This is a genomic window from Alishewanella sp. WH16-1 (assembly GCF_001441695.1).
Taxonomy (GTDB): Bacteria; Pseudomonadota; Gammaproteobacteria; order Enterobacterales; family Alteromonadaceae; genus Alishewanella; species Alishewanella agri.
Genome location: NZ_LCWL01000029.1, coordinates 14377 through 35527, shown reverse-complemented (window position 1 = coordinate 35527; position 21151 = coordinate 14377). Strand labels below are relative to the sequence as shown.

Genomic DNA, 21151 nt, shown 5'->3' with positions numbered 1-21151 from the left:
CTTTGTTGGCTTAAACCAGACGTCGTGATGTTAATTACTGCCAAACAGCCTTCTGAAATTACCTTGCCGGCGCATAATCAGGGCTGGCCGACGGTACTGGCATTTTTGTGTGCCCATTTTCCGCGCATTCCGGCTGAGAATTGGCAGCAGCGGATCCGCGACGGCAAGGTCTATTGGTATCAGGGTGAGGCGATCACTGAGCTGACGCCGTTTTTGCCCAGTCGCCGGCTCTGTTATTTTCGCGAAGTCGCGGCAGAGCCGAAAATTCCGTTTTTGCATCAGATCCTGTATCAGGACGCGCACCTGCTGGTCGCCGATAAACCGCATTTTTTACCGGTTACGCCGGGCGGAGACTTTGTTAACGAATGCCTGTTGCAGCGGCTGAAAGAGGATACCGGCATCAGCGATTTAGCGCCGCTACACCGGCTGGATCGCGATACCGCCGGCTTAGTGTTGTTTAGCTGTAATAGCCAAAGCCGGCCATATTATTACCAGTTATTTCAGCAAGGGCAGCTGGCAAAGCGCTATCAGGCCCGGGCCCGCTTAAGCGCCAACCTGCAGCCGCCGCTAAGCTGGCAGTTGAGTAACCGGATTGAAAAAGCCCAGCCGCGATTTATTAATCAGATCGTACCGGGTGAGGCCAATGCGCACTCTATTATCGAGCTGGTCGGCGTTGATGGGGATATCGGCCAGTTTCAGCTACAGCCGCTGACGGGCAAAACCCATCAACTCAGGCTGCATATGCTGAGTCTGGGCATGCCGATCTTAAATGATGCTTACTATCCTGAGTTGTTACCGAAAAATACCAGCGATTTTAGCCGCCCCCTGCAGCTACTCGCGCAGCAGCTGAGTTTTATCGATCCGCTAAGTAAGCTAGAACGGCATTTTGTGTCGCAGCAGAGGTTATTTTAGCCTGGCAGTTGTTCTAGCGTAACTGTTGTAATAGCCGGTCTAACTGATTAGCAAAGGCCTGACGATCGGCCTGGCTAAAAGCGGCCGGGCCGCCACTTTGCACACCACTGGCGCGTAGCGTCTCCATAAAGTCCCGCATCGTCAGTTTCTGGCGGATGGTATCGCGATCATAGCGCTCTCCGCGCGGATTAATCGCTTCCGCGCCCTTGGCCAGCACCTCAGCCGCCAGCGGGATATCACCGGTAATCACCAGATCGCCCTGGTGACAACGGCGCACAATCTCATTATCGGCTTCATCAAAACCCTTGCTGACCGTCAGGCTGCTGATAAAGGGCGAGGGTGGGGTACGCAGTGGCTGATTTGCCACCAGCACCAGCGGCAGTTGCTTGCGCTCTGCAGCGCGGTACAGGATCTCTTTAATGACGGCCGGGCAGGCATCGGCATCGACCCAGATAGTAAAAGGCATAAGGTTATTCCGGATAAAGGTGACAAAAGCGCATGGCTTGCGGATAAGGGAAAATATCTTCCACCTGGCCCTGGCGGATCCGGTACTGCTTTTGTCGCCAGTAGCCGGCATCCAACAGCTCCGGATGTTTACTAAATAACATATCGCGGATCTCGGCGCCCGGTGTGACAAAGGTCGCCATCTGCTCCGGAAACACATCACCGGGTGCGGCCCAGCAATTGGCTTCCGCCTCCAGTGCTGCTTCAAAGCTATCGACCTTGGGCAGGCTGCGGAAATTCACATCCAGCAGATATTGCACCTCGTCATAATCATAGAACACCACCCGTTTATGCCGGGTGACACCAAAGTTTTTCAATAGCATATCGCCGGGGAAAATATTGGCAGCAATCATTTCTTTAATGGCGGTGCCGTAGTCATCCATAATGCTGGCTTTATCGGCAGTTGAGGCCTGTTCCAGATAGAGATTGAGTGGTGTCATCCGCCGTTCAATATACAGATGTTTAATTACCACCAGCTCGTCCTCAATTTGCAGTGAACCGGCAATACTGTCCTGTAGCTCCTGCAATAACTCGGGCGTAAAGCGCGCCTTCGGCAAGGCAACATCGGAATATTCCAGCGTATCGGCCATCCGGCCGACCCGGTCATGCTGTTTTACCAGTTGATAGCGGGCTTTTACCGTGGCACGGTCAAATTGTTTGGTTTCGCTAAAGGTATCGCGAATCACTTTAAACACATAAGGAAAAGAGGGCAGGGTAAATACCATCATTACCATGCCCCGGACCCCCGGTGCAGCAACAAAGCGATCCCGCGAGCGCTCAAGATGGGTCAACAATTCGCGATAAAATTCGGTTTTACCCTGTTTATGCAGGCCTATGGCGGCATACAGCTCGGCCAGGGTTTTATGCGGCAGCAATTCGCGTAAAAAATGCACCAGTGCCGAGGGGACCGGGCATTGCACCATAAAGTAGGCGCGCGAGAAGCCGAAGATAATACTCATTTGCTCCGGATCAGTAAGCAGCGTATCCAGATACAGACCTTTACCCTCGGCATGCAGCAACGGAATGATAAAAGGTTGCTGGCCTTGTGGCGTCACCACCCGGCCAACCAGATAGGCGGCTTTATTGCGAAAAAACGGGGTGTGCAGAATATCTAACCGCAGCAGATGCACCGGAAAAGCGCCATGACTGGACTGACTGATAAAGCTGCGTAGCACACAGCGGATATCATGTTCCAGATCGATAAAGGGCGTATTAAAACCAAAGGCGGCAATAATATTGCGGATCGATTGCTTTAAACCATCCTGTGCCGGGAAATAACTTTGGTACACCGAGGCAATAGGTGCCGGCAGATGTTGCTTATCCAAAGTCGATTCGACAAAGATATTCTGGTTATGAAAGTACTTGCGGGCAAATAACCGGCAAAATACCGAGTTATAAAAGGTTTCTGCCAGTTCAGCCTGCGGGTGGAATAGTAAATATTCCAGATAGTGTTGCTTAACCCGCTGCCACAGCGGTTCGCTTAAACATTCGGCGGGTAATTGCTGGCGTAGCAGGCTGATGGTTTCATTAACCCGCAAATCATAAAACTGGATCCGCTCTGAGCTATCCTGCTGATAGGCCTGCCAGTCGGCTTGCTCAAAGCGCTGCCGGGCACGGGCCGTGACCTGCTGAAACAGACGAAAGTGTTTGCGAAAGCCTTTTAAAATAATCTCGGCAATTTGCCGTGCTTGCTGCATATGTCCTGCTTGGCTGCATCAAAATCCTTGTGTTACTTTACTGATAAAGCGCGGCTACTGGCAAACGGTTGTTACAAAAAAGGGCTCGTACTGAGCCCATTTCCTGTAATTGTTGAACCTGGCACCGGCTTAGCGGGACTGTACGCTGGATTGCATAGGCAGATCGCTGGGTTGCACATCGTTGCCATAACCAAACATCACTGCCAAAACCAATACCACCGAAGACGCCAGAATCAGTTTCAGCATTAGTGGCCAGCAAAAACGGAACCAGTGGCCATAAGGGATACCGGCAATACCGATAATCCCCATTAAAATAGCATTGGTCGGGATAATCATATTCGAGAAACCATCACCGAACTGATAGGCCAACACTGCCACCTGACGCGGGATCTCTAATAAATCACTCAGTGGTACCATCAATGGCATAGTCACATAAGCCTGACCACTACCAGACGGGATAAAGAAGTTAATACAGGTTTGCATTAGAAACATACCGACAGCGGCAACTTCGGAGCTAACATAAGACAGTGGCTGTGACATGCCGTGAACCAATGTATGCAGTACTTGACCATCTTCCAGAATTAATGAAATACCACGGGCGACCCCAATCAAAATGGCCGTTGTCGTTAACTCCATAGCGCCCTCAATAAATTTCTTCGCTGCAGTATCTGTTGAGATATTGCCAACTAACACGACAAATAAACCCCATGCAATAAAGGCGGCACCCAGCTCATACAGATACCAGCCATTCATGCGGATATTCACCGCCACGATACCGATAGTTAAAACAAAACTACCTAAAATCAGGCGATGACGCCAAGTAAGTTGGGGATAAGCAACAGCCTGTTTATCACCGAGTGGGCAGGGTAAATCCCGAACCATGGATTGGGTTGGGTCTTGTGCGACTTTTTTGGCATAACTCCAGACATGGTGAAAGCCAATTAATACAAAAGGCAAGAAGATTACCGCCCGGAGTTCCCAACCGGATAAGATTGGCACATCGGCAATTTGTTGGGCTATGACTAGCGTAAAAGGATTTACTGCTGAGATACCGTAGCCGATACCATAACCTGCCACCGTCATACCGACTGCCGTCATCGCATCCAGCCGCATGGCTTTACACAGCGCCACCAGAATTAACACAAAAGGTATATACTCACCAGCGGTACCAATAAAGCTGGACGCCATCGCAAAACAGAACACCACCATAAAGATCAGCATCTGTGGGCGGGAACCAAAACGCTCCAGTAAGCGGCCAATCAGTGCATCCACGGTGCCGGTTGCGCGGGCCACTGCCAACACGCCGCCTAAAATCATCACAAAGAAAATTACATCCTGGGCGGAGGCAAAAGCCCGTGGAATGGCGGTTAATAATTGCCAGGGCGTCAGATAACTGCGTTCTTCAACCAGACTAAAAGTACCCGGCACAACCACAGCCCGGCCATTAGCCATCGTCTCAGTAGCGAAAAAACCTTGTGGAACAATCCAGGTGGCGATCATCGCAATCACCATCATGCTAAACAGTAGCGTGAGAGTGTGCGGAACTTTAAACTTTCCCATAAATAAACCTTAGCAGCGCGCCGGGGCGCGATAGAGAGTATTGTTATAGTAATGTTGGGTTGAAAGCCCAGCGTCAGGGTTTAACAGTTTAGCGATACCGCCACTGCTACCGGCCAGCGCGCTGCAAGTCTAACCTATGATGCGCGGTTCGACAAATCAGACAAGGTTGCTGCGCCGAGACGAGCAAAATTCACGCCGCAAACTTCAATACAGCGCTGCGTTATTTACCGTAAGCAGCATACAGCGCGGCGGATACCCCTTGCCGGCAGAGAGTACTTTGGGTAGGCTGACGCCTTTTAAGCGGAGTAGACCTCTTGTTATTTGCTCTGACCGTGCTGCTCAGCGCCAGTCTGGTGTTTTTGGTACAACCTATGCTGGCGCGCCTGCTATTGCCGTACTTTGGTGGAGGCGCTCAGATCTGGACCGCCGCATTATTGTTTTTCCAAACGGCGCTGCTTGGCGGCTATTTGTATGCGCACCTGCTAAGCCGCTATGCTAACCTGACGCAGCAGCGTTTGTGGCATAGCGGTTTACTGCTGTTGGCGGTAGCCAGTTTGTTACTGCTGGATGCGAAACCCGATCCGCAAGCTGCACCCTTGTCGGGTATTCTAAGCTATCTTGCACTGGCGATCGGCTTACCCTATCTGCTGTTAAGCGCCACCGCGCCTTTGGTGCAGCACTGGTTTGCCGCCCGTTACCCGCAGCAGAGCCCGTACCGGCTTTATGCGTTGTCAAACCTGGGTTCTTTTGCAGCCCTACTCAGTTATCCGTTTCTAGTCGAGCCCTATCTGGCGCTACCGCAGCAGCAAGCTTACTGGACTGGCGGTTTTATCCTGTTTAGCGGCTGTATCCTGGTGCTGCTGTGGCAGTCACTGGCGCAGAGCAAGCTGCCGCCCTCGGCACCACTGACGTTGCGGCGCGGCCATAGCGCTCGTTATCTGGCGTTATCTGCCGCCGGGGTGGTGCTGTTGTTGGCAGTAACCCAGCAATTAACGCAAAATGTGCCGCCGGTGCCCTTTCTCTGGGTAGTACCGCTGGCACTTTACTTACTCAGTTTTACTCTGGTGTTTAACCGCGATAGCTGGTATCAGCGCGCTATCTGGTTGTATTTATTTGCCATCTGCTTAGTTGTTGCACTACTGCTGTTTTATCTGGGACGGCAGTTTGACTGGCTGTCACAGCTGTTGCTGTATCTGATGTTGCTGTTTAGTGGTTGTATGCTCTGTCATGGCGAGCTGGCACGCAGCAAGCCGTCCCGCGAGCAGTTAACGGCATTCTATCTGTTGTTGGCTGCCGGCGGGGTATTGGGCGGCCTGTTGGTTAATCTACTGGCGCCGTTGCTGTTTAGTCGTTACTGGGAGTTTCCGCTGGTGCTATTGGCGATCCTCTGGCTGGTGACGCTGCATAATTGGCGCCGGCAGGCGGTGTGGCAGACGGCAACGGCGTTATTGGCAGGTGGGATCTTTATTGGCAGTTTTTTGCTGATTGAACAGCAACTGGGGCGCCAGGATATCAGCAGCAGCCGGAATTTTTACGGTAGCCTGATTGTGCGCGATGTCGAGTTAAACGGGCAACGGCAGCGCCAACTGATAGATGGCACCACCAGCCACGGTGCGCAGTATCTGGACGAGAGTAAAGCCATGCAACCGCTGAGCTACTATCGGCCTGGTACTGGGGTCGCATTGGCAATAGCACACTTTTTACCGGCTGATCCGGCACGCAGCAGCCAGCTGAGCCAGCGTCATCTGGGGTTGGTTGGCCTGGGCGCCGGCGCTTTGGCGGCCTATGGTCGCAGCGGCGACCTATTACAGTTTTATGAAATTAATCCGGCGGTGATCGAGGCGGCCCAGCAGCATTTTAGTTATCTGGCGCAGAGCGAGGCGGAAATTCGCTTGCAGCTGGGCGATGCCAGACAGCTGCTACAGCAGCAACTGGCAGAGCAGGGCAGTCAGCAATTTGATTTGCTGGTGTTAGATGCCTTTAGCAGTGATGCTATTCCGCAGCATCTGTTAACGACAGAGGCGCTGGCATTGTATTGGCAGCATTTGTTGCCTGATGGCGTGCTGGCCGTGCATATTTCGAATAACTATCTGGATCTCAGTAGTGTGTTACGTAATCAGGCTGCGGCCTTGGGACTGGAAGCGGTCTTTATCCCGACGCCAGCCGATGCCGATAATCCGGCGGCGACCGAGTGGGTACTGCTAAGTCGCAATCAGCGTTTTTTACAGCAAGACAGCATCCGGCAAGCCAGTCGGCCCTGGCCAAGACCCTTACGACCCGAGGTGCGCTGGACCGATCAACACAGTAATCTGTTTCAGGTGTTAAAGTAGCTGTTGAAGTCGCTGTTGAATGAAGAGAGCGGAGCTAGTCGCCCTGCGCTAAAGGCAGCAGGGCGACCGGTTTAGTGGCGGTTATTCAGCCGGACTGATAATGCGTAGCTGCTGGCGATAACTGAGGTTACCTTCGGCATCGGCACTGCAAGCACCGTCTTTACTCAGACGGATCAGATAAGGTGGCTCACTGACGGTGGCACTGTGAAAGTTGCTGCGGCACAGTGAACGGCTAAGGCTACGGTAGTGATCGCGGCTAAATAGCGGGCTCTTGCTATGCAGCGGCTCGGCCTGCTCGGTCAGCGGCGTTTTAGCGGCGGCGGGCACCAGAGTCAGCGTCACATTTTGGGGCACATTCTCAGCCGGGCTTAAAGTCTCAGCCTGAGGCTCGGTCTCCGCTTGCCAGACTATAGTATCTCCAGCTGTCAGGGTATAGGTGTGCGCCAGTAACTGCGCTTTGCTCGACTCTGGCAGTAACTCGCTGGCATAGACCTCACCCGCGCCGCGGGCAGCCATTTGCACCAGACCTGTGGCATAGTGGCCTAAATCCACCAGCATGGCACTGGCTTCATCGACACCAAAAGCCAGTCTGGTTTGCGTTGCCTGCTGTAGCACTAAGAGCCGGGCCTGACGGCCGCGCTCGGCAAAATGGGTATCCAGCACTCCGAGCGGGAATAATCCCAGGCCACCGGTCGCGGTGTAGGTAAGCTGGCGCTCACTTAAATTATCCGGGCAGCGGTTCTCTTTGCGACATCCCGGCCAGGGTGCAGGGCCCGCTACCGCGCCATATTGTAAGGCGTGATAGCTGTCGCCGTTGGAAATCATCGGTACCGCTGCCAGCTGAGGTGCCAGCCACTGATTGCCGCTCATCACTGCGGTACCAGCGCTGGTGCCACCAACCAGCAGCTGCTTGTTGGCAACGGCACCGAAAATCGCGGTTAGCTCCGGGCTGGCAGAGCCGTCCGTAAAGCGCAGCGCCTGATAGGTCAGACTTTGATCACCGCCATTAAAGAAAATGCCATCAGCCGCAGCAATTTTTGCAACCAGGGCTTTACTGCCTGCCTGACAGGCCTGCAGCTTAAGTGCGTAAAGATCCGCATAAACCTGTTCACGGCGGTAGCTACCATGGATGTCCGCCAAAAATTGCGGCAGCGCCTGACAATTTTGCGCCTGCATCGCCGCCTGCAAGGCAGCGGTTAGCGGTAGCCACTCTACCTCTGCGCCAGCCTGGCGAAAGGCATCCAGATAAAAATCCACCGCAGCAAAGGGATCCCGTGATGAGGCGGTCACCATGAGCAGTTTTGGCGCACTGCGCCCTTTGTTGCTGGCTTTCATTGCCGCCAGACGCACAAACTCACGGTACAGTTCAGCCGAGTGCTGATCCTGAGTCTTTGCTAAATCAACGTGTTCAGTTAACCGGTACTTGCCATCACTGCTCAGGGTCGGCACTTCCAGATAATCGAAGACGACATTTAACTCACGCTCAGACAGCTGTTGCCACAGGGTTTCACCATCCGGCGCTTGCTCTGTGGCCGGAGCCGCCCGCCACAGCCCGATCAACTGTTGTTCGGTTAGCGGAGCAGTATGTTCAGCAGCAAGTTGATTAAACAGCTGCACCAGCTGTTGCTGCAATGTTTTACGTTCAGCGCTGAAAACTTCCGCGGTAGCGAAATTTTGCAGCAGGCTCTGTTGCAACCAATACAAATTACCGGTTTTTGCCAGGGCGTTGAACTGAGTTTGTTCCAGGCAACTGCGGTTTGACATTGAGCTACAGGTGGCAAGACCGCCGCCCATTAACATCAGATCGTATTCAGGCTGCGGTAGGACTTGCGTCGGCGTGCTGGCGATATCCAGAATGCTGGGTTCAGGCTGAACAGCCGGCGTCGCTGCATCAGCGGCTGCCAACGGCTGTTCTTTCTGAGCGGGTTCCGGCTGCGGCTCAACCGCCAGTGCGCCCGGTACTGCCAGGCCAACCAGGCTGCTAACAAGCAGCAGCTTTATGCAGGAAAGACGCATCTAACCTCCTGTTGCGAATTGCTGCGGTTTTTCGAAGGTGCCATACACCCGTGGCCGGCCGTCCTTTACCAGGCAGCGGCCTTTGGCGATCACGGTGTCGATACTCAGATCATGGCTATTGAGCAGCAGCATATCAGCATCTTTGCCAACTGCAAGCTGGCCTTTTTGTTTTAGGCCTAAAACCTGCGCCGGTGCCCGGGTTACCGTGGTCAGGGCGGCACGATGCACGAAACAGACTCATGTATTGAATACGCTCGATACAGACAGGAACCGCCGTATGCGGAACCGCATGTACGGTGGTGTGAGAGGACGGCGGGAGTGCTCCCGCCTCCTACTGTCAATTAAACCTGCAAGTAATCCAGGATCCCCTCAGCTGCTTTGCGGCCCTGGGCGATAGCCGTGACCACCAGATCAGAGCCTAATACCATATCGCCACCAGCAAAGATTTTTTGCTGATTGGTTTGTAGTGCATAGGGGCTTTGCTCGCTGGCTAAGACCCGGCCTTTGCTATCCAACGCTACACCCTGGTCGATTAACCATTTTGGTGGACTGGGCTGAAAACCAAAGGCGATAATCACCGCATCCGCCGGCAATATCTGCTCTGATCCCGGCACAGGCTGTGGGCTGCGCCGCCCTTTGGCATCAGGTGCCCCCAGTTCGGTAGTCACTACCCGTACGCCGCAGACCTGGCCGGCATCGTTTAATTCAATCCCCAGTGGCTGCAGATTAAACAGAAACTCAACGCCTTCTTCGCGGGCATTTTGCACTTCTTTGCGCGAGCCGGGCATATTGGCTTCATCGCGGCGGTATGCGCAGCTGACTTTAGCCGCACCCTGACGAATAGAGGTACGGACACAGTCCATAGCCGTATCGCCCCCCCCTAATACCACCACGGTTTTATCTGCCATGCTGACAAAGGGGTGTTCGGTCTGCCAGCCCATCAGGTTATTGACGTTGCCAATTAAAAACGGCAAGGCTTCGTAAACACCGGGCGCCTCTTCATTCACCAGGCCACCTTTCATCGGCGTATAGGTACCCAGCGCCAGAAAGACGGCATCATACTCTTCCAGCAGGCTATCGAAGCTAACATCCACGCCGACGGTGGTATTAAGCCGGAACTCAATGCCCATTTCGCTGAAAATCTGCCGGCGCAGTTTTAACACATCCTTTTCCAGTTTAAACGGCGGAATACCGAAGGTGAGCAAGCCACCGATTTCCGGATAACGGTCAAACACCACAGGGGTAACGCCATTACGCACCAGCACATCGGCACAGGCTAAGCCCGCCGGACCGGCGCCGACCACCGCGACCTTGCGGTCAGTTTTGACCACTGCGGATAAGTCAGGCCGCCAGCCCATTTCAAAGGCTTTGTCGGTGATATATTTTTCGATACTGCCGATGGTGACAGCGCCGAAGCCTTCGTTCAGGGTACAGGCGCCTTCACAGAGCCGGTCTTGTGGGCAAACCCGGCCACACACCTCTGGCAGGCTATTGGTTTTGTGGGACAGTTCTGCCGCTTCGACAATACGGCCCTCATTCGCCAACTTGAGCCACTGGGGAATATAATTATGTACCGGGCATTTCCACTCACAATAGGGGTTGCCGCAATCCAGACAGCGGTCGGCCTGCCCCTCGGCCTGGGTGGCGCTTAATGGCTGATAAATTTCAACAAACTCGATAGTTCTCTCGGTTAGTGAGCGTTTTGGCGGATCAATCCGTTTTACGTCAATAAACTGGTATACATTCTGTGCCATAACGCCTCCCTTACATCGCTTGCACGCGCAGCTCGGCAGACGAGCGGGCGCGGTGACCAAGCAAGGTATTTACATCGCTGGTTTTTGGTTTTACCAGCTTAAATTTGCTTAAAAAGTTGTGGAAATCATTCAGGATCCGCTGAGCTTTTTCACTGCCGGTTTCTTCGACATGCTGGTGCAGCAGACTGCGTAAATGTTCCTGCAGAATGGGCATTTCCACATCCAGCGCTTCCACCAGCTCGCCATTTAAGCGCAGTGCTAAATCATCCTGCTCATCCAGCAGGTAAGCAAAGCCACCGGTCATACCGGCGCCAAAGTTCACCCCGGTACAGCCCAGCACCACGACCACACCGCCGGTCATATATTCACAGCAGTTATCACCGGTACCTTCTACCACGGCGACGGCGCCGGAGTTACGCACCGCAAAACGTTCGCCGACCTGGCCTGCCGCAAACAAGCGGCCGCCGGTGGCGCCGTAAAGACAGGTATTACCGGCAATGGTAAAGCCATTTTTGGCAAAGCTGGCGCCTTTAGCCGGGTAAATTGCGATCTGGCCACCGGTCATGCCTTTACCAACATAGTCGTTGGCATCACCCTGCAGCGACAGATAGAGACCACCGGCATTCCAGACGCCAAAGCTCTGGCCGGCAGTGCCGGTAAACTTAATGCGGATCGGATCGGTTGCCATACCCTGATTACCATGCTGGCGGGCAATAAAGCCGGACAACGCCGCGCCAACCGAGCGATCGGTATTGCGGATCGGCAGATTATGTTGGCCACCGGCTTTTTTCAGTACCGCCTGCTCGCATTTTTGCAGTAATAATTGGTTTAAGGCGCCCGGATCGAAAGGCGTATTATTTTGTACGCAGTACAAAGGTTTATCCGAGTGCACGCCGGAGGCTTGCAAAATAGGCGTCAAATCCAGTTTGCCCTGTTTTTGCGTTTGCGCACTGCGATAATCCAACAGATCAGTACGGCCAATCAGTTGAGTTAATTCGGTCACGCCCAGCTCTGCCATTAGCTCGCGCACTTCGCGCGCCAGGAAGCTGAAATAGTTCATCACCATTTCCGGCAGGCCATTAAAGTGGTCGCGGCGTAAGGTGGCATCCTGGGTTGCGACACCGGTTGCACAGTTATTCAGATGGCAAATGCGCAGGAATTTACACCCCAGTGCGACCATCGGGCCGGTGCCAAAACCAAAGCTTTCGGCACCCAGAATAGCGGCTTTCACCACATCAAGGCCGGTTTTCAGACCGCCGTCAACCTGTAGCCGCACCCGATCACGCAGCCCGTTTTCCACCAAAGCCTGATGTACTTCAGCTAAGCCCAGCTCCCACGGACTACCGGCGTATTTTACCGACGTCAGCGGGCTGGCGCCGGTACCACCGTCATAGCCTGATACGGTGATTAGGTCAGCATAGGCTTTGGCGACACCGGTCGCGATAGTACCGATACCGGGCTCTGATACCAGTTTGACTGAGATCAGCGCCTGTGGATTAACCTGCTTTAAATCGAAAATCAGCTGCGCCAAATCTTCAATCGAGTAGATATCGTGGTGTGGCGGCGGTGAAATCAACGTCACGCCGGGCACTGAATAGCGCAGCCTGGCAATTTCAGCGGTGACTTTCTCACCGGGTAACTGACCACCTTCGCCGGGCTTAGCACCTTGTGCTACCTTGATCTGAATCACTTCGGCGTTGACCAGATAATGTGGCGTTACCCCAAAACGGCCGGAGGCGACCTGTTTGATTTTCGAGTTTTTCTCGGTACCAAAGCGCCGCGGATCTTCGCCGCCCTCACCGGAGTTGGAGCGACCACCGAGGCGGTTCATCGCAATGGCCAGCGCCTCGTGTGCTTCTGGACTTAAGGCGCCGATAGACATCGCTGCGCTGTCAAAGCGCGGATAGAGCTGCTCTGCCGGTTCGACCTGCTCCACTGCTACCGCTTGCGTACCCGCTTTTAACTGGAACAGATCGCGGATATGTGCCACCGGCCGCTCGTTTACAAAGCGGCTATAGTCCTTGTAGTCTTCATAGTTGCCGCTGCGTACCGCTTTTTGCAGGCTTTGCACCACATCGGGGTTATAGGCATGGTACTCGCCATCGTGCACATATTTTAACAGACCACCATGATTTAGCGGTTTGCGCTTTAACCAGGCCACATTAGCCAGTTGCTGCAGATCCTGCTGGAAATCGGCAAAGTTAGCGCCGCTTAGCCGTGACGGCACATCGCTAAAACACTGCGCCATCACATCAGGGTGGATACCGACCGCTTCAAACAGGTTGGAGCAACGGTAGCTGGCGACCGTCGAGATCCCCATCTTCGACATGATTTTATACAGGCCTTTATTGATGCCTTTGCGGTAATTCAGCACGGCCTGCCTTGCGGTCAGCGCGATATTGCCTTTCTCGACCAGCTGTTCGACGGTCTCATAAACCAGGAACGGGTAAATCGCCGTGGCACCCAGGCCAATCAACACTGCGAAATGATGCGGATCGCGGGCGGCAGCGGTTTCAATAATGATGTTCGAATCACAGCGCAGCTGGGCATTAACCAGGGCTTGCTGTACGGCGCCGACAGCCATAGCCGCAGGAATGGGTAATAACCCCTGAGCAATGCGCCGGTCGGTCAGGATCACCAGTACCACTTTGTCATCTCTTACCGCACTCACCACTTGCTGGCAAAGAGTGCTGACAGCTTGCTGCAGATCCTGCTGTGCCGGGTCGAAATTCAACGAGAAGATCTGGTGCTTATAGTATTTCTCATCCGCCTGTTTCAGTTGTTTTAAATCTGAATACATCAGCACCGGTGATTCAAACTGGATCCGCCGCGCATAGCCGGCAGTCTCTTTAAAGACGTTATGTTCGCGGCCAATACTGGTGGCCAGCGACATCACATGGGCTTCACGTAACGGATCTATAGGTGGGTTGGTGACCTGGGCAAATTGCTGGCGGAAATAATCAAACAGGGTGCGCGGCTTACGCGACAGCACGGCCATCGGCGTATCGTCACCCATAGAGCCAACCGCTTCCTGCGCATCTTTAGCCAGGACAGTCACCACCTGCTCAATTTCCTCATAGCTGTAGTTAAACAGCTTATGCAGCACTAACATTTCGTCGTCGGTAAAAACGCGTTTACCAATCAGATCGGTTTCATACTTTTCATAAGGTACCAGCCGCTGCACGTTTTCCGTTAGCCAGCTGCGATACGGGTGACGCTGCATTAAATCCTGATCGATTTCATCTGAACGCCAGATCTTGCCGCTGGTGGTATCAATCGCCAGCATTTCGCCGGGGCCAACCCGGCCTTTTTCAACCACTTCGTCCGGGGTGTAGTCCCAGATCCCGACCTCAGAGGCCAGGGTAATCAACTTGTCGCGGGTAATCACAAAGCGGGCAGGGCGCAAGCCATTGCGATCCAGATTACAGGCCACATGCTGTCCGTTGGTCAGTACGATACCCGCCGGACCATCCCATGGCTCCATATGCATGGAGTTAAACTCGTAAAAGGCTTTCAGGTTATCGTCCATCACCTTATTGCCCTGCCATGCAGGCGGTACCAGTAAACGCATGGCACGGAACAGATCCATACCGCCGGCCAACAGCAATTCCAACTGGTTATCTAAAGAGCTGGAGTCAGAGCCGGTTTGACCAACAAAGGGTGCGGCATCCTGCAGATCCGGTAATAAAGGTGACGCAAACTTATACTGACGGGCGCGGGCCCACTGCCGGTTGCCAGTAATGGTATTAATTTCACCGTTATGGGCTAAAAAGCGGAACGGCTGTGCCAGTTTCCAGCGTGGCATCGTATTGGTCGAAAAACGCTGGTGGAACACGCAAATGGCGGTTTCCATCCGGATATCGGCCAGATCCAGATAATAACCGGGTAAGTCCGCCGGCATCATTAGGCCTTTAAATACGGTAACTAAGGATGAAAAACTGGGAATATAAAAATCGTCATCCGCTGTCAGCTGTTGCTCAACACGGCGGCGTACCATATAAAGGCGGCGTTCCAGGTCGTGATCGCCCCAGCCATGTGGGGCGTTGACCAGTACCTGCTCGATATGCGGCATTGAGTTCAGGGCCAGCGGTCCCAGTACGCCAGCGTCGATTGGTACTTTACGCCAGGCGACCAGAGTCAGAGTTTCGCGGGCAATTTCCTGATTAATAATGTCTTTTGCCAGGGCAGCCTTAACCGGATCCTGACTTAAAAAAATCATCCCGACGCCATATTTTTTCGCCAGGTTCCAGCCATGCTCCTCGGCCAGCGCGCGGAAAAAGCTATCCGGTTTTTGCATTAATAAACCACAACCATCACCGGTTTTACCATCGGCAGAAATACCGCCGCGATGTTGCATCCGGTCTAAACCATTGATTGCGGTTCTGACTATGCGGTGACTGGCGACCCCTTCCAGGTGCGCAATCAGCCCAAAGCCACAGTTCTCTCTTGCCTGACTATGCTGATACAACGCCATGACACGCCTCCAAACTTATCCTGAAATAAATAATTATATAAATATTTTGAATTATTATTCTTGTTGTTGTCTGTGCTACTGCTGAAAGAATTTGTCGGGTTGTCTCTCAGAGGTCAACGCGTTGCGGTCTTTAACTCGGAAGTTTTAGCCGTCTATACTTTTAGAGGTTAACAGGTATACCGACATTTAAAGCAAAAATCAAGCAGCTTGTCGCAGAGCGAAGCAGCGATTCTGCTGACTTTTTACCTAACTTAGCAAAATTGGTGTTTATGCCAGATATCTACGCTAAACGGCATGCCCGCTAGCAGCTATACTGCGGCTATCGCACCATCAGCTTGCTGAATAGCGCCGATATTTTTTAATAATTATGCTATGTCATCTGCCGGCATTTACGACCACTGCCAAGGCTGAGATTGGCAAAACAACACTTAACCGTTAATCTAGTTTGGTTTTTTATTTCAGGCTGCGGTATCAAGTGTAGATGCTAATACCGGAGCTGGCGAATCAGGCTTACTAACAGCGGGATCTCTAACCTTATGCAAAATCCAGTACACCCACAGGTGAAAGCCTTTGCTGTCAGGATTCGGCAATGGGGTAGTTGGCAGCTGGGTGCCGTGCTGGTGTTGTTGATGGCAGCACTGGTCTTGCTGAGTTATTTGGGTTATACCGCGGTACTTAATCGCGAGCTGGTGCTCCACGAGCTGCAGTTATTGCTGGCTTATACCGTGCCGGCCTTTGCCGTTGCTGTAATGTTAGTGTTTTACCTGATCTTAAAATTGGATGCCGCCCTGGCATTTTTGCAGGACTCCGCACAGTCGGAGCGTCAACTGAACCAGTCAATGCAGGAAAGTATCCGCCAGCTTAATTTTGAGATTGAAGAGCGTAAGCGCGCGTTTCAGGCAAAACGGCGGGCGATAGAAGAGCTGCGCAAAGAAATTGCCGAACGCCGCAAGACGGAACAAGAGCTGGCTGAGCAGAGTTTGCTGATCCGCTCTATTGTCGATAGCTCTCCGGATTTATTTTATTACCGCGATGAGCGTGGCTTACTGGCCAGCTGTAATAAAATGTTTGAGAGTATCATGGAGCGGCCGATGTCGGCGTTGCTCGGTCAGGATCTGACCCGACTTTATGATGCCAACAGCCGGCAAGCTGCTATTTTATCAGAGTATGGGCTGGCGGCGCCTGAAACGGAGTTAACCCTAGATGTACAGTTTAAAAAGCTGGACGGCAGTGTGCTGTGGTTTGAAATGCGCCATTTGCCATTTTATGACCGTCAGGGCAGCTACATTGGTCTGTTGGGGTTTGGCCGCGATATTACCTCGCGCAAGTTAGCTGAGCAGGCACTGGAAAAAGCCTATCAGGATAAAGGCCAGTTTATTGCCACCCTAAGTCATGAATTGCGTACGCCTTTAAATGGTATTGTCGGTTTAAGCCGCCGTTTGCTTAGCAGTGAACTGGGGCCAGAGCAGTCCAGTTGGGCGAATACGATTTTTACCAGTGCTGAGACCTTGGGTAATATATTCAATGATATTATTGATTTAGATAAGATTGACCGGCATCAACTTGATATCGTGTATCAAAGTGTCAACTTGCAGCACTTTTTACAGGATATTGCCAACTTTGCCCACTTGATCTGTCAGCAGAAGGGGCTGCAGTTTGAATTAAAACCGGAAGGTTTGATCGATAGCTATCTGCTACTTGATACCACACGATTACGCCAGGTGTTGTGGAATCTGCTGAGTAACGCGGTGAAGTTTACCCGTCAGGGCCAAGTGCGGTTACGTTGTTTACTGCAGGCAGAACAGTTACTGCTCGAGGTGTCGGATACCGGTATTGGTATCGCCCAACATGATCTGCCCCGTATATTTGATTTGTACTACAAATCTAAAGATGGGCAACGCCTCAGTATTGTTGGCTCGGGTATCGGTCTGTCGGTCTCCCGCTCGCTGGTTGAAGCCATGTCTGGTCATATACAGGTCACTAGTACTGTGGGAGAAGGCAGTACCTTTAGTATCCGCTTGCCGGTCGTGTTTGCGCAAGCGCCTGAGCAACTGCCACCAATAAGTTGCCCACCCTTGACCATTCTGCTGATTGAAGATGTACCACTGAATGCTGATATTGCTATTACCTTGCTGGAACAGCGTGGCCATACCGTGATCCATGCTGAAACCGGGGAAGATGCGCTGGCGCTTCTGGAAACCGAAGATGATTTAGATTTGGTACTGCTGGACATGCAGTTACCCGATATGGATGGTGCAGAGATCGCGCGTTATATTCGCTCTGATCAACGGTTAGCCGTGCTACCTACTGTAATGTTGAGTGCCAATGTGCGCAAGGCGCAGGAGTCGCTGGGTGACATTAAGCTGGATGGTGTACTGGCTAAACCGTTGAATACCGACAAACTTGATCAATTATTGGCTGAGCTATTCTCACCCAGTGCACTACGATTGCAACAGTCATCGAGTCAGGAGCCAGACTCTGGCAGTACTAATCATCCGGCATTAGATGAAACGGTGTTGCAGGGATACCTGCAAAGTCTTGGGAAAGGAGCCATGCAGGGCAGTGCCCAGCTGTTTGCACAGCTATTGCCGGGTTACATCAATAAATTACTGGAAGCTGCAGTACAGCAACAAACCAAAGAGCTGCAAAGTGTGGCGCATAAATTAAAAGGTGCAGCAGCAGCAGTGGGGTTAGCCTGGGTGATGCAGCAAGCCAGAGCTTTAGAAGAGCAGGAGCCGGATTGGCAGGGATTACAGCGACAGTTATTAGAACTGCATTTTACTGCAGAGCAGCACCTGGCTACTCTGCAGCAATATATTGAGCAGTATTAATTACTTCTCAAGTTTACCTACAAAGCGGTAACCTTCACCGTGGATAGTGCTGATCAGCTCCGGGCTGTCAATATCCGATTCAAAGTGCTTGCGGATGCGGCGGATGGTGACATCAACAGTCCGGTCATTCGGCCGTAACTCGCGGCCCGTCATATGGCGAATCAGTTGTTCGCGGGTAAAAATTTTACCTGGTGTATCCAGCATCAAACGCAGGGCACGGTATTCACCTTTTGGCAGGCGACGGGCAACGCCGGTTGGTGAAGTCAGATTACGGCTGTTTTCATCCAGGGTCCAGCCATTAAAGCGCACCACGCTCTTATGTTCTTCCACCACCGGCTGCGCCACAGTGCGATTCAGCAGGTTGCGGGCGCGAATGGTTAGCTCCCGTGAGTTGAAAGGCTTGGTCAGATAATCATCGGCACCGATCTCCAGACCCAGGATCCGGTCAACATCGTTGTCACGGCCGGTCAGGAAAATCAGACCAATATTCTGCTTCTGCCGTAACTCGCGAGCCAAAATTAAACCATTTTTCCCTGGCAGATTAATATCCATTACAATTAAATTAACCGGATTTTCTTCCAGTTTTTGATACATTTCCTCGCCATTGACCGCTTCAATAACGTGGTAGCCCTCTCCCTGGAACAGATTGACCAGATTTAATCTGGTTACTTCTTCATCTTCGACGACCAGAATCACGGGTGTTTGCATTGGAGTAAAACCTTTTTTGGGAGTTGTAAGAAGTTCGTTCTTTAACTGTAGACAAATTGACGGATGAATTGTCAAATTAGCTGCAATTATAATCTACCGGACTAATTGTTAACAAGAATTTTGTTAACAATTAGTCTGATCTAATGTAGTTTAATTAAAAGTTGTTTAGAGTCATTATGTTAGGAGTTAAGCTTGCTTGGGCTTAGGTTGCCCACTGGAAAGTCGATATCAATTTGAATGCCGGCACCTAAAGCACTCTCTAATTTAATCTTGCCATTCAGGGCTTGGGTAACCAGGTTATAAACCAGATGCATACCTAAACCACTACCGCCTTCGCCTCTTTTGGTTGTGACAAAAGGATCAAAAATTTTCTTGCGGATGTGCTCTGGCACACCCCGGCCATTGTCTGCATAGTGGATGAAGCAACGATGTTGCTGCAGGGTGACCCGGATCGTAATTTCGCCCGCTTGCCCCTCATCAAAAGCATGTAGCAAGCTATTCATAATTAAATTAATTAAAATTTGGTTGATTGGTCCGGGTTTGCTATTTACGATCAAATCGGGCGGGCATTCGATCCGTAACTGGTGCGCGGTCTTTTTAAGATTAGGCCGCAGCGATAACATCACCTCGTTAATCAACTGCGCCATATTAAATTGCCGTTGATTCTCATTAGATTGATCGACGGCGACTTGTTTAAAGCTGCTGATTAAGCCAGCAGCACGCTCCAAGTTGCGATAAATAATGCCCAGATTTTCTTTGCTATCGTTCAGAAAACGCGCCAGTTGACTTGAGGTTAGCGTTTTTTGCTGAAACGCCTGCTCAATTTCTTGAACCTTATCCTGTAGCAAAGTTGAGGCTGTAACACCGAGGCCAATAGGTGTATTCACCTCATGCGCGATACCCGCCACCATTTGACCCAGACTAGCCATTTTTTCGGTTTCAACAATTTGATTTTGGTATTGATGCAGGGTGGCAAGGGTATTGAGTAACTCTTGATTTGACTCGCGTAACGCCTTGGTCCGTTCGGCGATTTTTTGTTCCAGACTCTGGTTAAGTTGTTTAATTTCCAGTTCGGCCTGTTCCCGCTTGCGCAATTGACCTTCAATCCGATCCATCATGGTATTAAACGCCCGGCTAAGTTGGTTTAACTCATCGAGGTTGGCAGTAGGGGCGCGTACACAATAGTCTCTTTCTTTTGCGACCTTATTTACCAGTTCTAACAGCACATGCAATGGCAGAGTGAAGCGCCGCTGTAGCTTAAGCGCCAGTAACAGCGCTAGCCCCAGCGCCAATAATGCGATAACTATGGTGATAAGATTCTGATTCCGCTGCGATTGCTGCAATTGATCCGAACCGGCTCGCAGATACACATAGCCCAGCAATTGGCCGTCAACTTCGACCTGGCGACCCAATTCCAGCTGATCCGCACTGCTAAGGGGGAGAGGCTGCTCGCTGAGGCTTTGAACCCGTTCGGTTTGTGGTGGCCAGGGACCGATGTCAGTGCGGTTATAACTGGCAAAAAATTTTAGTTGCTGATTAGTTTGATCAAATTGATAGATATGTACATTTTTAATCGTCGGTATCGCAGTTAATGCCTTTAGCCGGGTTTCTTCGCGATGTCGGTTATTGGTGAGTAGAGTTGATTGTGTATTAATGGCAATGATGTCCGCCAACGCCAGAACCTGCTGCTGCAGCTGTTGTTCCTGGCGCTGAAAATCCAGATAATTGCTGAAAAAGAGTGCGATAGTCAGGGTTAAACTGCAAATTAACATCACCAGCCAGATCAGCGCGCTTTTCATCGATGTGGTGCGGGTTGGGCTGGACATAAATATTCTGCAAATCCCGAATGTAATGTTGTACTTGTTAGATGCTAAACAGAATAGTGCTTTTTAGCAAAGGAAGAGTGGAAATTTTATCCAGCGCGTTTATAGTAATTGCAGGCAATGATAGCTGAGATCAGCCATGAACCTATGGCAACTTTATAAAAGCAGTATTTTTTTATCTCACCAATCACTTTCGATGGCGATTAATTTTGCCATTATCAGCGGCCAGAACCCTGCCGGTAACGCGGAAAACCCACTTTATAATCAGCTACTCGATAAGAAGCTACAAGCACGGTTGCTGCAACTGGGTGCGCCATATCGCTCAGTTATTGGCGCCGCTCCCGATCTGAGCTTCCAAGAGAAAAGTTGGGTCGTGCTCTGCGACAAGCAGCAGGCAATAACGCTGGCACTTGAGTTTACTCAAAATGCCATTTATTGGGTGGAGCAGGGTCAGCTTTACCTGGTGCCAGTATTGCTGCAAGAACAAGAAGAGTGCCTGGGCCAATTTCAACAACGCTTGGTGTTGTTACCAGCCTAGAGCT

At 51.8% G+C, this 21151-nt stretch carries 13 protein-coding genes; 4 read left to right on the top strand and 9 right to left on the bottom strand.

The genetic code is table 11. The features are described 5' to 3' along the window. Positions 1-27 precede the first annotated feature (27 nt). Positions 28-912 carry a pseudouridine synthase gene (locus tag AAY72_RS03365; RefSeq protein WP_057785581.1) on the top strand — a complete coding sequence of 295 codons (885 nt, stop codon included), beginning with the start codon at positions 28-30 and terminating at the stop codon, positions 910-912. Between the two features lie 13 nt (positions 913-925). On the opposite strand, the gene AAY72_RS03360 is transcribed toward AAY72_RS03365, so the two are convergent. From AAY72_RS03360 to AAY72_RS03350, 3 genes are all read right to left on the bottom strand, one after another. After that, positions 926-1378: a YaiI/YqxD family protein gene (locus tag AAY72_RS03360; protein ID WP_008985836.1), complete on the bottom strand. Its 453-nt coding sequence runs from the start codon at positions 1376-1378 to the stop codon at positions 926-928. Between the two features lie 4 nt (positions 1379-1382). After that, positions 1383-3113, bottom strand: coding sequence for a bifunctional isocitrate dehydrogenase kinase/phosphatase (gene aceK, locus AAY72_RS03355; protein WP_057785580.1), 1731 nt, complete (start codon positions 3111-3113; stop codon positions 1383-1385). Positions 3114-3242: 129 nt separating this feature from the next. Beyond that, a complete protein-coding gene (locus AAY72_RS03350; protein WP_057785579.1) occupies positions 3243-4673 on the bottom strand; it encodes a YfcC family protein in 1431 nt (476 codons plus the stop codon). 314 nt (positions 4674-4987) lie between these two features. On the opposite strand from AAY72_RS03350, the gene AAY72_RS03345 reads away from it, so the two are divergent. Further along, on the top strand, positions 4988-7003 hold the full coding sequence (locus AAY72_RS03345; protein WP_057785578.1) for a spermidine synthase: 2016 nt from the start codon (positions 4988-4990) through the stop codon (positions 7001-7003). Positions 7004-7084: 81 nt separating this feature from the next. On the opposite strand, the gene AAY72_RS03340 is transcribed toward AAY72_RS03345, so the two are convergent. The 4 genes from AAY72_RS03340 to gltB form a co-directional block, all read right to left on the bottom strand. Then, the gene (locus tag AAY72_RS03340; RefSeq protein WP_057785577.1) at positions 7085-9019 is read right to left on the bottom strand and encodes a cyanophycinase; all 1935 of its coding nucleotides are present in this window, start codon (positions 9017-9019) and stop codon (positions 7085-7087) included. Beyond that, positions 9020-9247, bottom strand: a complete 228-nt coding sequence (locus AAY72_RS03335) for an amidohydrolase family protein (RefSeq protein WP_057785576.1) — start codon at positions 9245-9247, stop codon at positions 9020-9022. A 113-nt stretch (positions 9248-9360) separates the two neighbouring features. Further along, positions 9361-10773: an FAD-dependent oxidoreductase gene (locus AAY72_RS03330; RefSeq protein ID WP_057785575.1), complete on the bottom strand. Its 1413-nt coding sequence runs from the start codon at positions 10771-10773 to the stop codon at positions 9361-9363. Between the two features lie 10 nt (positions 10774-10783). Beyond that, complete coding sequence (gltB, locus tag AAY72_RS03325; protein WP_057785574.1) at positions 10784-15247, bottom strand: glutamate synthase large subunit; 4464 nt, start codon at positions 15245-15247, stop codon at positions 10784-10786. Positions 15248-15783: 536 nt separating this feature from the next. Between gltB and AAY72_RS03320 the strand changes: the two genes are divergently transcribed. After that, the gene (locus AAY72_RS03320) at positions 15784-18078 is read left to right on the top strand and encodes an ATP-binding protein (protein WP_057785573.1); all 2295 of its coding nucleotides are present in this window, start codon (positions 15784-15786) and stop codon (positions 18076-18078) included. On the opposite strand, the gene arcA is transcribed toward AAY72_RS03320, so the two are convergent. Together arcA and AAY72_RS03310 are read right to left on the bottom strand one after the other, a co-directional pair. Next, positions 18079-18786 carry a two-component system response regulator ArcA gene (gene arcA / locus AAY72_RS03315; RefSeq protein WP_008985848.1) on the bottom strand — a complete coding sequence of 236 codons (708 nt, stop codon included), beginning with the start codon at positions 18784-18786 and terminating at the stop codon, positions 18079-18081. A 179-nt stretch (positions 18787-18965) separates the two neighbouring features. Next, positions 18966-20612, bottom strand: coding sequence for an ATP-binding protein (locus AAY72_RS03310; protein ID WP_057785572.1), 1647 nt, complete (start codon positions 20610-20612; stop codon positions 18966-18968). Between the two features lie 136 nt (positions 20613-20748). Between AAY72_RS03310 and AAY72_RS03305 the strand changes: the two genes are divergently transcribed. Next, a complete protein-coding gene (locus AAY72_RS03305; protein ID WP_057785571.1) occupies positions 20749-21147 on the top strand; it encodes a DUF3293 domain-containing protein in 399 nt (132 codons plus the stop codon). The last annotated feature ends 4 nt before the right edge of the window (positions 21148-21151 follow it).